Here is a 14,058-nt window from a genome sequence, read left to right as displayed (position 1 = left end):
TGTCAATCGACCGACCCTTGGCGCGGCTCGATCAACCCGGCTTTGGAAATGCCGGCGGCCAGTTTCTCGTATTCCTGATCCGAAAGCATGCTCTTGCGCTGCGCAAGCGAATAGTCCGGATTGGTCTTGAACAGTTCCGCCCAGACCGCCTTCGCTTCGTCGAACCTGCCCAGATGGCCATAGGCAGACGCAAGCAGGGCGCGGCTGACATCGGTCTCGGGGTTGCGGGCGATGCGCTCCTCGAGCAGCGCGGCCGCTTCCTCCAGCCGATCGAGGAGGAAGAGCGCGCGGGCGCGGAAATGCAGCACGATCGGCGGTGCAAGAGGATCGGCGCGCTGCATGGTTTCGAATGCGTCGAGCGCCTCCTGCGCGCGACCAAGGCCGAGCAGTGCGCCGCCCATGCTCGCAAAGATCGGAACGAAGCCGGGATCGAGCTCGTGCGCGCGCTCCGTCAGGGCGAGCGCCACTTCGAACTGCTTGCGCCACAAATGGACGGAGGCGACCACCCAATAACCGAACGGATCGAACGCGTTCAGGCCGATCGCCTTCTGGCCGAGTTCCAGGGCCTGCCTTTCGCTCGCGGCCGGATCGGGCCCCCACCGGTTAAGCCAGGCGGTGAGCTTGATATGACCCAGAAGCGCATAGGCTCGGGCATAGCCGGGATCGAGCGCAATGGCACGCTCGACCAGCGCGGCGGCCTCTTCGCTCCCCGATTGCTTCAACTGCCAGGCGAGGTCACGGCCTCTGAGGAAAAGATCGTAGGCTTCGATATTGGCGGTCCCGGCGCTCGTACGGTTCGGCTCGAGGGACAGGCTGACCGCAAGCGCCTGGGTGATGCTGGCCGTGATTTCGTCCTGGACGGCAAAAATGTCGGTCAGGTCGCGGTCATAGCGTTCCGCCCAGAGATGCCCGCCCGTGCCGCCCTCTATGAGCTGCGCCGTAACACGGACGCGGCTGCCGGCCTTGCGCACGCTGCCTTCGAGCACGTAACGCACCCGAAGTTCCCGGGCGATGTCGGGAATGCTCACGGCACGGCCTTTGTAGACGAATGTCGAGTTGCGCGCGATGACGAAGAGAGCGCCGGTGCGCGAAAGCTCGGTAATGAGATCTTCCGTCAGTCCGTCGGCGAAGTATTCCTGCTCCGTGTCGCCCGACATATTGGCGAAGGGCAGGACGGCGATGCTTGGCCGCTGCGCCGCCGCATCGGATGGAGCCGGCACGGAAGGGCCGTTGGTGGCGAATTGCGCGGCACCTGCCCGCCAGATGCGGACCGGTTGGTCGATGTGCTTCAGTTGCGTATCGCCGCCGTCGCTGAACACGATGCCCGCTTGGCGCCGGACAAGGTCATGCACGGTACCGGATATGCAGATGCCGCCCGGCTCGGCGAGCGTCTCCAGCCGTGCCGCGATATTGACGCCGGCGCCGTAGATGTCGCCCTCCTCCAGGACGACATCGCCGAGGTGAATGCCGATCCTCAGCTTGAGAGGATCACGCCCCGTCCATCCCTTCTGGACATCCACCGCGGAGGCGAGCGCGGATTCCGCGGTCGGGAACTCTGCCAGAAACCCGTCGCCGGTGAATTTGACGATGCGGCCGCCATTGCGGGTGACAGCCGGCTCGATCGCTTCGGCGCGGGCGCTGCGCCAGGCCGCATAGGTCGCGGCCTCGTCACTCTCCATCAGCCGCGCATAGCCGGCGACATCGGCGACGAGAACGGCGGCCAGTCTTTTTGCGAGTTGTGGATCGTGCACGATCTTCCGGGTCCGCGGTTCCCGCCTACTCTAGAACATGCGCAATCATCGGCCAAAGGCAAAGTTCGGAGGCGGCGGCTGCCGGGCGTGAAGAAGGCCGATCCTCACCACCACTTCTGCGGTTCGAAGCGCCCGGCGGCCTTCTCGATGATCGCGGCCGTGCGGAAAAGCGTCTCTTCCTCAAAGGGCCGGCCGATCAGTTGCAGGCCGAGCGGCAGGCCGCGCCCGTCGAGGCCGGCGGGAACCGCGATGCCCGGCAGGCCTGCCATGTTGACCGTCACCGTGAAGACGTCGTTCAGGTACATCTTCACCGGATCGGAAGCCATGTCCTGGTCGGCGATGCCGAAGGCGGCGGACGGCGTCGCCGGCGTCAGGATCGCCTCGACACCGGAAGCGAAGACGTCCTCGAAATCCTTCTTGATGAGCGTGCGCACTTTCTGCGCCTGTACGTAATAGGCGTCGTAATAGCCGGCCGAGAGCACATAGGTGCCGATCATGACACGGCGCTTCACCTCGCGGCCGAAGCCGGCGGCGCGCGTCCGCTCATACATGTCGACGATGTCCTTGCCCGGCACGCGCAACCCGTAGCGCACGCCGTCATAGCGCGCGAGGTTGGAGGAAGCCTCGGCCGGCGCGACGATGTAATAGGCCGGCAGCGCATATTTCGTGTGCGGCAGCGAGATATCGACGATCTCGGCTCCTGCATCCTTCAGCCAGGCGATGCCCTGCTGCCAGAGCGTCTCGATCTCCGCCGGCATGCCGTCCATGCGGTATTCCTTCGGAACGCCGATCTTCATGCCCCTGACCGAACCGCCGAGCGCGGCCTCGTAATCCGGCACGGGGCGATCGACCGAGGTGGTGTCCTTCGCATCGACGGAGGCCATCGATCTCAGCATGATCGCGGCGTCGCGCACGTCGCGCGCGATCGGGCCGGCCTGGTCGAGCGAGGAGGCGAAGGCAACAATGCCGAAGCGCGAGCAACGGCCATAGGTCGGCTTGATGCCGACCGTGCCGGTGAAGGCGGCAGGCTGGCGGATGGAGCCGCCCGTATCGGTGGCGGTGGCGCCAGCGCAGAGCCACGCGGCGACCGCAGCCGCCGAGCCGCCGGAAGAGCCGCCAGGAACGAGCGCCTTGTTGTCGCCCTTGGCACGCCACGGATTGACGACCGGGCCGTAATAGGAGGTCTCGTTGGACGAGCCCATGGCGAACTCATCCATGTTGAGTTTGCCGAGCATGACCGCACCATCGGCCCAGAGGTTCGTCGTCACTGTCGATTCGTAACGCGGCTTGAAGCCGTCGAGGATGTGCGAGCCCGCCTGCGTGTGGAAACCTTCGGTGGCAAAGAGGTCCTTGATGCCAAGCGGGATACCTTCCAGTGCTCCAACCTTTCCGGCGGCGATCCGTTCATCGGAAGCCTGCGCCATTTCGCGAGCGCGGTCATGCGTAACGGCGACATAGGCGTTGAGCGCGGGGTTTGCCACGTCGATCGCGGAAAGATAGGCGTCCGTCAGTTCGGCGGAGGTGATCTCCTTCGCGCGCAGTTTCGCGCGGGCCTCGGCAATCGTCAGTTTAACAAGTTCGCTCATCAGGCAATCTTCTTCGTATGAAGGGAAAACGGCGGGGCCGGTCGAGAGGTCTATTCAACGACCTTCGGCACAAGGAAGAAATTCTCCTCCGTCGCCGGCGCGTTGGCGACGATGTCGCCGGCCTTGTTGCCGTCCGTCACGATATCCTGCCGCTCCTTCAACTCCATGGGGATGACGGAAGTCATCGGCTCCACTCCGGAGACGTCGACCTCGTTCAATTGCTCGACGAAGCCGAGGATGGCGTTGAGCTCGCCCGTCATGCGCTCGGCGTCCTCGTCGTCGACGGCGATGCGGGCAAGTTTCGCCACGCGCTTCACGGTATCGATGGTGACCGACATCTTCTTCTCCGGCGGAAATCAAGGCGCGTCATAGCGACGGCGGCGTCCTGGCGCAATATCGCCCGCCGCGGCATCGCCGCCGGGTACCCGTGGAGATTTGCGCTACAGCGAGACCATGCCGCCGGGTTCAGGCGTCAGGACCTCGACACCCGAGCCGTCCATGCCGGCCACAAACTTCTCGGCCGTCTGGTCGATGATCGGGAAGGAGCCGTAATGGCACGGCAGCACTGTCTCGAACTTGAAGAAGCGCCGGCAGGCAAGCGCCGCAACCGCACCGCCCATCGTGAATCGGTCGCCGATCGGCACGAGGCCGATCTTCGGCTCGTGCAACTCGTTGATGAGCGCCATGTCGGAGAAGATGTCGGTGTCGCCCATGTGGTAGAGTGTCTTGTCTCCCGGGAAATGCAGGACGAGCCCGCCCGGATTGCCGAGATACGTGTTCGTGCCGCCCTCGCCGCCGAAAGAAGACGAATGCCAGGCGGCAACGAAGGTCGTGGTGAAGCCGCCGCAATCGACGGTGCCGCCATGGTTGCCCGGGTTGATCTTGCCCTGATCCGCGCCCTGCCCGACGAGGTACATGCAGATCTCGAAATTGGCGACCAGCATGGCGCCCGTCTTCTTCAGGATGGCGAGCGTGTCGCCGACATGGTCGTTATGGCCATGGGTGAGGAGGACATGGGTAACGCCCTCGGCCGGCCCCTCCCAGCCCTTGTCCCATGAGGGATTGCCCGTGAGGAACGGGTCGATCAGGATTTTAGCGGCGCCCGCTTCGACGCGGAACGCGGAATGGCCGTACCAGGTGATCTTCATGAAAAATTTCTCCCGCTCGATTTTCGGTTGCACGGAGAATAGAACGGCCGGCAGCAAGGTCAAAGGAAAGCCAAAGAAAAGTGTCGGTCCAGTCGGTTGACGAATTGCTGCGGGGACTGCCGCCGGGAAAGGTGCTGGCCGGCATCGATCTCGGTACGAAGACGATCGGGCTTGCGGTATCGGACCGCTCGCTCGCCTTCGCGCATCCGCGGCCCGTGATCGTCAGGAAAAAATTCTCCCTCGACGCGGAGAAGTTGCTGGCGGCCGTACATGCGGAGAATGCGGGCGGGATCGTCGTCGGCCTGCCCGTCAACATGGACGGCTCGGAAGGCCCGCGCGCACAGGCGAGCCGCGCCTTCGTCCGCAACATGGAAAGGCTGACCGACCTGCCCTTCGCCTTCTGGGACGAGCGGCTTTCGACCGTCGCGGCGGACAGGGCGCTGATCGAAATGGACGTTTCGCGGAAGAAGAGGGAAGGACGGATCGATTCCGCCGCCGCTTCCTTCATCCTGCAAGGCGTGCTCGACCGCCTTCAGGCGCTTGGGCGTCGGGTGGAGCCTCCGGCATAGGGCGGCAGCGCGACCCGCGCATACGGCCCCCCTTCGCGTCCAGGCCATTCCATCTGTTCAACCATGGCGTTCGCGATCGAGCGGGCACGCCGTGCCCGCCACCATGAGCGGATCTGGCGCCGCCGCCGGAAGGCATAGAGCGCGGCGATGAAGAACGTGTCAAAGACACAGGCCTTGGCGACGAGCGGCGGGATGGTTGCCGGGTCGATCCCGAGTATCTGGCCGTAAATCTGGAACACGAAATCGTGCATCTGCCGCGTCAGCATGATGTAGCCGAAATTCATGTCGTTCAGGGAAAGGAAGTACCATCCCCAGAAGAGGCCGAGCGGCGCCGCCCAGGCGATGAGCAGATAGCGCATCAGCGTCGTCCCCCGTTGCCGAGCCGGGCGAGCAGGCTTTCATGCGCCGCATGAAGGGCCATGCTACGCGCGGCCGCACCCGCCGGATTGCTCGCGCCGGCCGCCGCGGCGATAGCCATGCGCCGTTCCGCGCATATGGCAAGATAGGATGCCAGGAGCGCGCCGATCTCGAGCGCCATCGACCGGTAAAGCCCGATGGCCTCCGCGCCTGCCGCGCATCCGAGGAACACGAGCGTGAAGACAGCGACGGCACCTCCGAACGCAAGGCTCGCGACCTCGTCGGCCTCGTTCCCCTCCACCCGGCGGTCGAGGAACCCGGTGATAAGGGTCCATAGAAAGAGGCTTGCCACGATGCCGAACCCCACGGCGAGCAGCGCGCAAAGCCCAGGTGGCACCGGCATGGCATCGACGGGGAACTGGATGCCGATCGCGGCCAGGACCGCGGCAAAATTCTCGCCGCCATGCAGGCCGGCAAGCAGCGTCAGGGCGACGAAGACGGCCGCCCAGTGCAGACAGACAAAGAGGGTGAGAATCCGGTTCATTGCTATCCCGCTCGTTCAGGGAAACTGGAGCGTGGAGCCGACAAGGGCAATGGAAACCATTCGTTAAGGTTAACGGAAAGTTTCAGCGGGGAGAAGTTGGCGACCGGGCTCGCGACTACGAGCACCGTCGATTCGGACCGTCACCTCGGTTTCCGGACAGCGCGGTTTGGCCGCCGAGCTATCCCACTTCGGGATAGAGCGTATCGAGGATCATGCGCGCGTCGTGGCGGCCGTCGAGCATACCGTAGGTCGTGCGCCACTGACCGCCGAGCCGCGTCTCGACGAAGGCGTCAGCGATGCGGCCGGCGCCAAGACGCTTCAATTCGGCGGCGGCGGCGGAGAGCGCAAGTTGCTCGCAGAACATGCGCGCCGAGCCTTCGTCCGACTGCGCCACCTGCATAGCCGCGCGCAGCACGCCGACGGTCCCCTCGCCCGCCATGCCGAGGTCGCGCCCGATGGTCTCCATGACCTCGTCGAAAAGACCCGGCCCGCGCTTCAGCACGCGCAGCACATCGAGCGCCATGACGTTACCGGAGCCTTCCCAGATTGCGTTGACGGGAGCCTCGCGATAGTAGCGCGCAAGCGGCGCCTCCTCGATGTAGCCATTGCCGCCGAGGCACTCCATCGCCTCGTAAAGCAGGGCCGGCGCCGTCTTGCATACCCAATATTTGACCACCGGTGTCATGGCGCGGGCGAACGCCGCTTCGGCACGGTTCTCCGCCGCCTCGTCGAAGGCGCGAGCCAGCCGGAACGACAGGGCGGTCGCGGCGGCGACATCGAGCGCCATGTCGGCCAGCACGCGCTGCATGAGAGGTTGGTCGATCAGCGTGTTGCCGAAGACTTTGCGGAAACGCGCATGATGGACGGCCTCGGTCAGCCCGGCGCGCATGATCGCCGAGGAGCCGAGCGCGCAATCGAGCCGGGTCAGCGTCACCATGTCCATGATGGTGCGGATGCCCTCCCCCGCCTCGCCGACCATCTCGGCGACTGTACCGACGAACTCGACCTCGGAGGAAGCGTTGGAGCGGTTGCCAAGCTTGTCTTTCAGTCGCTGGAAGCGGAAGCCGTTGACCGTGCCGTCGCCAAGGATGCGCGGGACGAGAAAGCAGGAGAGCCCCTCGCCCGCCTGCGCCAGCACCAGGAAGGCGTCGCTCATCGGCGCCGACATGAACCATTTGTGGCCGTTGATGCGGTAGAAGCCGTCGCTCGCCCGGTCGGCGCGCGTCGTATTGGCGCGAACATCGGTGCCACCCTGCTTCTCCGTCATGCCCATGCCGAGCGTTAGGCCGGATTTCTCCACCGGCGGCCTCTGGCTCGGATCGTATTTGCGCGACGCGACCCGCGGCGCCCATTCGCGGAACAGCTTCGAATTCGCCATCAGCGCCGCGAGCGAGGCGCTGGTCATGGTGATCGGGCAGAGATGCCCCGTCTCCAGTTCGGAGGTGAGATAATAGCGGGCGGCACGAATCTGGTGGCGCCGGCCGGTCTCCGCCTCGCCGTTCTCCCAGATCGAGCAATGCAGCCCGGCCGCCATCGAGCGGCGCATCAGCGCATGATAGGCAGGGTGGTATTCGACAATGTCGAGACGACGGCCCTGACGGTCATGCGTCTTGAGCTTCGGCGTCTCGCTATTGGCAAGCCGCGCAAGCTCCTGTGCCTCGTGGGTCATGACGAAGCGGCCGAGCGTGTCCAGATCGTGCCGTACCGGCTCGGAAAATTCCTCGGCAAGCTGGATAAGCAGCGGATCGCCGCGCCAGGCGTTCGAGCCGGCAAGCGGCGGCGTCTGGTTGGTTACCTCCTGGGTCACGCTGATCCTCTGCGTCCTGCGGCCTACACGGTCGAATCCGTACCCTTTCCTCCCGGTTTAGGGAACAGGCGAAAGGCGGAAAGCAGTTGGCGGCCGACGACACGCACTTTTTCGCCAGCCATGCCCCTCCACGTCAGCCGTAACGTTCGGGGCCAATATTCTGCTGGTCGCTGTAGCGTGCGCCATGGGCGAAACCGACCGGCAGGATCGCCTCGATCTCGCCCATATCCTTCGGCGTCAGCACAATGTCGGCACCGGCGGCATCCTGTTCCAGATGCTCCGGAGAGCGCGTGCCGGGGATCGGGATGATATGCGGTGCGTGGGCCAGCACCCAGGCGAGCGCCAGCGATGAAGGCGAATGCCCCTTGTCGCGCGCATAGGCGTTGAAACGGGCGACCTTCTCCTTGTTGAAGCCGAAATTAGGCTCCATGAAACGCGGGTTACGGCGCCGGAAATCCTTCTCGTGGAAGCGCGTCGGATCGGGCATGACATCGGCGAACATGCCGCGTCCGAGCGGCGAGAAGGCGACGAGCGCCGTGCCGTGCCTCGCGCACGCCTGGACGAGGCCAAGCTCCGGTAGTCGGGTCCACAGGGAATATTCGTTCTGCACCGCCATAACAGGATGCATCGCGGCGGCCCGTTCGAGCGAGCCCGGCGATATCTCCGAGAAGCCGATGCCGCCGATCTTCCCCTCCTCCTTGAAGCGGACAAGGGTCTCGACGACGTCCTCGATGGGGATGCTCTGGTCGCGGCGGTGAACATAGAACAGATCGACATGATCGAGCCCGAGACGCCGTAGCGAACCTTCGAGGCATTCGCGCAGGTATTCCGGCGCATTGTCGAAGCCGCGCGGCGGGCCGACCTTGATGCCGGCCTTGGTGGCGATCTTGAAATCTCCCTTCTTCCCTTTCAGGAAGCTGCCGATGACCTCTTCGGCACGCCCGATGCCATATATATTCGCCGTGTCGAGATAGGTGACGCCGAGTTCGAGCGCCCTGGCAAGAGTCCGATGGCTTTCGGCCTCGTCCGTCTCGCCGTAGGCGCCGCCGAAGCTCATGCAGCCAAGGGCGATCGCGCCGACGAGGGGCCCATCGGCCCCGAGTTTGCGTTGTTGCATCCTGATTGTTCCCGTTCAGGTTGGAAAAGGAAGCGCGCTGATGCGCGGAGGAGGACTCGACTTATAGTCACCTCCGGCCATGACTGCCAGCCGCGCGAGGCGATCATCCGGCAAGCCGCTTATCGGCCAGCGGATATCGGTCGATTGCGGAACGGGAAAGGCGGATAGACGCCGCGCTCAGCGCAGCGGCACGACCTTGCCTTCGGCGAGTGTCACGCGGCGGTCCATGCGCGCCGCAAGCTCGTGGTTGTGTGTGGCGAAGAGTGCCGACAGGCCTGATTGCCGGACCAGCGCCTCCAGCGCCTCGTAGACATAGCTTGCGGTGCCGGGATCGAGATTGCCGGTCGGCTCGTCGGCGAGCAGGATGAGGGGCGCGTTGGCAACCGCGCGCGCGATCGCCACGCGCTGCTGCTCGCCGCCCGACAGTTCGGCCGGCCGGTGCTCGGCCCGCTTGCCGATCTTCATGTAGTCCAGGAGTTGTACTGCCCGCTCACGCGCCTCGGCCCGATTGAGGCCGCGGATGATCTGCGGCATCATGATGTTCTCGATGGCCGAGAATTCGGGCAACAGATGGTGGAACTGGTAGACGAAGCCGATCTCGTTGCGGCGGATCGCCGTGCGGTCGTCGTCCGAAAGCCGCCCGCAGGCGCGGTTGTTGACGATCACGTCGCCGCCATTCGGCCGTTCGAGAAGGCCGGCGGCGTGCAGCATGGTCGACTTGCCGGTGCCCGACGGCGCCACCAGCGCGACCATCTCGCCGCGCTTCAGCGAAAATTCCGCGCCGTTCAGGATCGTCAGCCTCTTCGGCCCCTGAAGGTAATAGCGCTCCACCGCCTTCAGTTCGAGGACGAACTCGCCGGCCATCATTCGTACCTCAGCGCTTCGACCGGATCGAGCCGGGCAGCCCGCCACGCCGGGAACAGCGTCGCTAGGAAGGAGAGCACCAGCGCCATGATGACCACGGAGATGGTCTCGCTTGCATCCATGCGCGCCGGCAACTGGCTTAGGAAATAGAGCTCAGGATTGAACAGCGTCGTGCCCAATAGCCAGGAAAAGAATTCGCGGATGCGCTCCACATTGAGGCAGACCACGACGCCCAGCACCACGCCGGCAAGAGTGCCGGCAGCCCCGATCGCCGAGCCCGCCATGAGGAAGATGCGCATGATCGCCCCGCTGGTCGCGCCCATGGTGCGTAAAATGGCGATATCGCTGCCCTTGTCCTTCACCAGCATGATCAGGCCGGAGATGATGTTGAGAGCCGCCACCAGCACGATCAGGGTCAGGATCATGAACATGACGTTGCGCTCGACCTCGAGCGCTGAGAAGAAGGTCTGGTTACGCGTGCGCCAGTCGACCAGATAGAGTTCGCGCTTCGCCGCCTGCTCAATCTTCGGCCGCATCTCGTCGACATTATCGGGATTGTCGAGATAGATCTCGATGGTCTGCGCCTTGTCGCCGAAGTTGAAATAGGCCTGCGCCTCCGTGAACGGCATGAAGATGATCGTGGAATCGTATTCCGACATGCCGATGTCGAAGATCGCCGTGATCGTATAGGCCTTGACCCGTGGCGTTGTGCCGAAGGGCGTCACGTCCCCGTCCGGCGAGATCAACGTGATCGTATCGCCGAGTTCCAACCCGAGATTCTCCGCCATCCGGACGCCGATCGCCACGCCGCCGCTTTCGTCAAATCCGTCGAGCGTGCCGGCGTGCAGTTGTTTGGCGACGAGATCGATCTTCTTCAGGTCCGCCTCGCGAATGCCGCGCACCAGCGCGCCGGTTCCCGCGCCCACCTTGCCGGAGGCGAGCACCTGCCCCTCCACCAGCGGGATCGCCATCTTGACGCCGGCAACCCCGTCGATCCGCTTGGCGACGGCGTCGTAGTCGTCCAGCGGCCGGTCGATCGGCTGCAGGATCAGGTGGCCGTTGACGCCGAGGATGCGCGTCAGGAGTTCCTCGCGGAAACCGTTCATCACGGCCATCACGATGATGAGCGTGGCGACGCCGAGCATGATGCCAAGGAAGGAGATAGAGGCGATCACGGAGATCACCGTCTCCTTGCGGCGGGCGCGAAGGTAGCGCCAGGCGACCATGCGCTCGAAGAGCGAGAACGGTCCGGCGCCGGCGGTCGGCACGCCGTTCTGCTTTGCCTGCCGCCCGTTCGCTACCGCGCCGGCCGCTGCCTGCGTCACGCGCCCTTCTCCAGCATGGCCAGAAGTTCGTCTACCTTCTTGACGTCGCGCTCGCCGGTGGCGCGCTTCTTCACTTCGACAGTGCCCTCGGCCGCGCCGCGCGGGCCGACGATCACCTGCCAGGGAATGCCGATCAGGTCTGCGGTGGCGAACTTCGCGCCGGCGCGCTGGTCGGTGTCGTCGTAGAGCACCTCCCGCCCGGCTTTCTCGTAGGCCGCCTGCAACTTTTCGCAGAGCGCGTCACAGGCGCTGTCGCCCGGCTTCATATTGATGAGCATCACGTGGAACGGCGCCACGGCTTCCGGCCAGATGATACCGTTCTCGTCATGACTCGCTTCAATGATAGCCGCGACGAGCCGGCTCGGACCGATGCCGTAGGAACCGCCGGAGACGAAGTGCTCCTTGCCGTCCGGGCCGGTGACGCTGGCCCCCATCGGCTTGGAATATTTTTCGCCGAAATGGAATATATGGCCGACCTCGATACCGCGCGCGGAGAGCCGCTCCGGCTCCGGCACCTTTGCCCAGGCCGCCTCCTCATGCATGTCGTCGGTCGCCGCGTAGGGCCGAGTCCATTCCTCGACAATGCCGGCGATCTCCGCGTCGTCGGAGAAATTCGTGTCCGCCCCCGGTACCGGCAGGGCCAGGAACTCGCGGTCGCAGAACACCGCGCTCTCGCCCGTATCGGCCAGGATGATGAATTCGTGGGAAAGATCGCCGCCGATCGGGCCGGTGTCGGCGCGCATGGGGATCGCCTGGAGGCCCATGCGGGTGAAAGTCCTGAGATAGGACACGAACATGCGGTTATAAGCGGCGCGGGCGCTTTCATAATCGAGATCGAAGGAATAGGCGTCCTTCATAAGAAACTCGCGGCTGCGCATGACGCCGAAGCGCGGCCTCACCTCGTCGCGGAATTTCCACTGGATGTGATAGAGGTTGAGCGGCAGGTCCTTGTAAGACCTCACATAGGCGCGGAAGATCTCCGTCACCATCTCCTCGTTCGTCGGCCCGTAGAGCATGTCGCGCTCGTGCCGGTCCTTGATGCGCAGCATCTCCTTGCCGTAGTCGTCGTAGCGGCCGCTCTCGCGCCACAGATCGGCCGACTGGATGGTCGGCATGATGATCTCGAGCGCGCCGGCGCGGTTCTGCTCCTCGCGGATGATCTGGACGACGTTGTCGAGAACGCGCTTGCCGAGCGGCAGCCAGGAAAAGCTGCCCGCCGCCTGCTGGCGGATCATGCCGGCACGGAGCATAAGGCGATGCGAGACGATCTCCGCCTCGCGCGGGTTCTCTTTGAGAATGGGCAGGAAATAGTGCGACAATCGCATGGATGGGCCCCGAGGTCCTTGTAATAAACTGATAATGCGGGCCGGCGGAATCGGCGGCGTTCGTGCGGGAATTTCACGCGCTTCATAGCCATTTCAAGGCGGCTTGGGAACCCGAGCACGGTGCGGCCCTTTCGTGCCCCGTACCCGACCATGCGACGGGCGGTGTGCGCCGACGGATTGTGCAGCGCAGCACATCAAAGGGCCTTTCAGCGCAAAATTTTCCGTGACAATCCGTTCGGGATTGGTCTAAGGTTTTTTGATAAACGAGGGAATGGAGAATAAATCCACTCCCCTACGCGGTCAAAGTCTTGGGAGGATGCGATCCTGGCGCGGTGATACGCAGCCGCCGGGAAACCGGAAATAGGATCGGACGCGTTTATCTCGCAAGGCTTCGCGCCTTGCTTTTTTTTGCCCTGACGAACCCTTCGAGCGACGGGAAGGATATCCCTCCCGCCGCTCTCGTTTCTACCCCAGCGGCGCGTTGAGGCGCGTGTCCTTCGTGATGATGCCGCCGCGGTCGCCGATCTCGATCGAGCCGTAGCGCTGCTTGAAGCAATCCGGCAGCGGCCGGTCGCCGGGCACCGAAAGCCACAGCCGCAGCATGTGCCGGCGCTTTTCCGGTTCCGCCCAGTCGAGAAAGCCCATGCGGTCATGCAGCATGGAGTGATTGTAGACGAATTGCAGGTCGCCGGGCTGCAGCCGCATGACGAGATGCAGCTTCGGGTCGTTGGCGAGGTTGTCGAAGAGATCCAGCGCCTCGACATGCCGGTCCGTCAGGCGCATGGCGTCGGGGAAGCGCTGCGCGCTGTCGATATATTGCCGCTGGTACATGCCGGTCAGGTGGCCGCCGTACCAGTTGAGGACCGGGATTTCGAAGTAAGCCTTCTGGCCTTCCGGAACCTCGCCGCGCCGGTCTGTGGCGATCGGATCGAAGAGCAGCGGCACGAGGTCCGGGCGACGTTTCTGCATTTCGTTGTAGATCGTGACGGTGCTAACCAGAAGCGACTCCCCGCCCTCCTTCGCGTCACGGCGGCAGAGCAGCCCGACGACATCGGCCGAATCCGTATGGAAGGTCTGCCGCTCGGCGGTCTGGTAGATGCGGGTGTTCGTGTCCTTGGCGTTGGCGCCCGTGTCGCGTACGTGACCGAGGATGTGGCCCTGGGCGTTCTGCGAACGCGCGCTGCCCAGATGCGAGCCGACTCCGCAGAAGATCGTCGCTGCAAGCTCCCGCGAATAATTTTCCGCCGGAAGCCCGCGCAGCACCTCGAAGCCGATCCCGTTGACCAGTTTTTCGCGTAGTGCAGCGAGATGCCCGGCAAGGCGCGGCAGCGGGAAATCCTCCTTCTTCAGCGCACCGATATCGTCCGTCCGCTCGAGATAGGCTTTCCCCGCTGCTTCCAGTTCGGCGATGTCCTCGCTCGAAAGCTCGACCAGCCAGCGTTCCTTGTGCCTGGCCATTTCCTCCCCGATCCAGGCGGCCGGGGAATCGATAAGGGGTGGTGGCATTTCCATGGCATGTTCCTCCAACAGTCCGCTCTTTTTTGACAGGCGGGCTCACCCGATAGATTGCGGCATTTGAACCCCCAATGACAATCCATATGTCGTATGGGCCCACGATTGGGATTTTCAGCCCGGTTGTGGGACCATTGCGATGCCCGCTCGTCG

General features: G+C 64.2%; 13 protein-coding genes. 1 reads left to right on the top strand and 12 read right to left on the bottom strand.

Going from position 1 to position 14,058, the window contains the following annotated elements; all coding sequences use genetic code 11:
• Positions 1 to 2: 2 nt before the first annotated feature.
• From RBH77_RS13410 to RBH77_RS13395, 4 genes are all read right to left on the bottom strand, one after another.
• Positions 3 to 1,751 carry an adenylate/guanylate cyclase domain-containing protein gene (locus RBH77_RS13410; RefSeq protein ID WP_311028096.1) on the bottom strand — a complete coding sequence of 583 codons (1,749 nt, stop codon included), beginning with the start codon at positions 1,749 to 1,751 and terminating at the stop codon, positions 3 to 5.
• 104 nt (positions 1,752 to 1,855) lie between these two features.
• Positions 1,856 to 3,337, bottom strand: a complete 1,482-nt coding sequence (gatA, locus tag RBH77_RS13405) for an Asp-tRNA(Asn)/Glu-tRNA(Gln) amidotransferase subunit GatA (RefSeq protein ID WP_311028095.1) — start codon at positions 3,335 to 3,337, stop codon at positions 1,856 to 1,858.
• A 50-nt stretch (positions 3,338 to 3,387) separates the two neighbouring features.
• Positions 3,388 to 3,675 (bottom strand): Asp-tRNA(Asn)/Glu-tRNA(Gln) amidotransferase subunit GatC, encoded by a 288-nt coding sequence (gene gatC / locus RBH77_RS13400; protein WP_311028094.1) that lies wholly within the window; start codon positions 3,673 to 3,675, stop codon positions 3,388 to 3,390.
• Between the two features lie 102 nt (positions 3,676 to 3,777).
• Positions 3,778 to 4,485 carry a metal-dependent hydrolase gene (locus RBH77_RS13395; RefSeq protein ID WP_311028093.1) on the bottom strand — a complete coding sequence of 236 codons (708 nt, stop codon included), beginning with the start codon at positions 4,483 to 4,485 and terminating at the stop codon, positions 3,778 to 3,780.
• Between the two features lie 80 nt (positions 4,486 to 4,565).
• Between RBH77_RS13395 and ruvX the strand changes: the two genes are divergently transcribed.
• The gene (gene ruvX, locus RBH77_RS13390) at positions 4,566 to 5,054 is read left to right on the top strand and encodes a Holliday junction resolvase RuvX (protein WP_311028092.1); all 489 of its coding nucleotides are present in this window, start codon (positions 4,566 to 4,568) and stop codon (positions 5,052 to 5,054) included.
• Here ruvX and RBH77_RS13385 read toward each other — a convergent pair.
• From RBH77_RS13385 to RBH77_RS13350, 8 genes are all read right to left on the bottom strand, one after another.
• Entirely contained in the window at positions 5,018 to 5,413 is a 396-nt protein-coding gene (locus RBH77_RS13385) for a DUF6105 family protein (RefSeq protein WP_311028091.1), read from the bottom strand. The two genes, ruvX and RBH77_RS13385, sit on opposite strands and share 37 nt — an antisense overlap.
• Positions 5,413 to 5,955: a hypothetical protein gene (locus tag RBH77_RS13380; RefSeq protein WP_311028090.1), complete on the bottom strand. Its 543-nt coding sequence runs from the start codon at positions 5,953 to 5,955 to the stop codon at positions 5,413 to 5,415. The genes RBH77_RS13385 and RBH77_RS13380 overlap by 1 nt, the downstream gene beginning before the upstream one ends.
• A 178-nt stretch (positions 5,956 to 6,133) precedes the next feature.
• Positions 6,134 to 7,762: an acyl-CoA dehydrogenase family protein gene (locus tag RBH77_RS13375; protein WP_311028089.1), complete on the bottom strand. Its 1,629-nt coding sequence runs from the start codon at positions 7,760 to 7,762 to the stop codon at positions 6,134 to 6,136.
• A 133-nt stretch (positions 7,763 to 7,895) separates the two neighbouring features.
• Positions 7,896 to 8,879 (bottom strand): aldo/keto reductase, encoded by a 984-nt coding sequence (locus RBH77_RS13370; protein WP_311028088.1) that lies wholly within the window; start codon positions 8,877 to 8,879, stop codon positions 7,896 to 7,898.
• 177 nt (positions 8,880 to 9,056) lie between these two features.
• Positions 9,057 to 9,746, bottom strand: coding sequence for an ABC transporter ATP-binding protein (locus tag RBH77_RS13365; protein ID WP_371832776.1), 690 nt, complete (start codon positions 9,744 to 9,746; stop codon positions 9,057 to 9,059).
• Positions 9,743 to 10,969 carry a lipoprotein-releasing ABC transporter permease subunit gene (locus RBH77_RS13360; protein WP_311032535.1) on the bottom strand — a complete coding sequence of 409 codons (1,227 nt, stop codon included), beginning with the start codon at positions 10,967 to 10,969 and terminating at the stop codon, positions 9,743 to 9,745. Before RBH77_RS13360 ends, RBH77_RS13365 begins: the two co-directional genes overlap by 4 nt.
• A 95-nt stretch (positions 10,970 to 11,064) precedes the next feature.
• A complete protein-coding gene (gene proS / locus RBH77_RS13355; RefSeq protein WP_311028087.1) occupies positions 11,065 to 12,393 on the bottom strand; it encodes a proline--tRNA ligase in 1,329 nt (442 codons plus the stop codon).
• A 465-nt stretch (positions 12,394 to 12,858) separates the two neighbouring features.
• Positions 12,859 to 13,905: a TauD/TfdA family dioxygenase gene (locus RBH77_RS13350; RefSeq protein ID WP_311028086.1), complete on the bottom strand. Its 1,047-nt coding sequence runs from the start codon at positions 13,903 to 13,905 to the stop codon at positions 12,859 to 12,861.
• Positions 13,906 to 14,058 lie beyond the last annotated feature (153 nt).

The organism is Mesorhizobium koreense (assembly GCF_031656215.1).
In the GTDB taxonomy this organism is placed as follows: Bacteria; Pseudomonadota; Alphaproteobacteria; order Rhizobiales; family Rhizobiaceae; genus Mesorhizobium_L; species Mesorhizobium_L koreense.
The sequence above is the reverse complement of the archived record's forward strand: the minus strand, read 5'-3'. Positions and strand labels throughout refer to the sequence as shown.